Origin of the sequence: Streptomyces sp. CT34 (assembly GCF_000805335.1) — a bacterium.
Taxonomy (GTDB): domain Bacteria; phylum Actinomycetota; class Actinomycetes; order Streptomycetales; family Streptomycetaceae; genus Streptomyces.
The window spans coordinates 1,087,813-1,088,113 of the sequence record NZ_KN708638.1; the positions used below are offsets into that span (position 1 = coordinate 1,087,813).

General features: G+C 78.4%; 1 pseudogene. It reads right to left on the minus strand.

Annotated features, from left to right (window positions below):
• A pseudogene (locus tag RZ84_RS40595) lies at positions 1-301 on the minus strand (regulator); the annotation flags it as partial.

A 301-nucleotide genomic window follows, 5' to 3' on the forward strand; every position in this document is an offset into this window, starting at 1 on the left:
GCGTTCGGCGCGGCGGGCGAAGTCGACGAAGTGCGCGGCGTGCCGGTCGGCGACGCCGGCCTCCTCGCCCAGTTCCGCCAGCCACATCCGGCCGTACTCGCGGAGCGTGTCGAGCATCCGGAAGCGCGTGCCCTCGCGGTGGACCACCGACTTGGCGGCGAGGCCGGCCAGCGCGGCGCGCACGCCGTCCCCGGTGAGCGGGCCGCCGGCGCAGACGGCGCCCGCGGACTCGGCGTCGAAGGTGCCGCGGAAGACGGAGAGCCGGGCCCACAGCAGCCGCTCCAGCGGCTCCCCCCGCCCC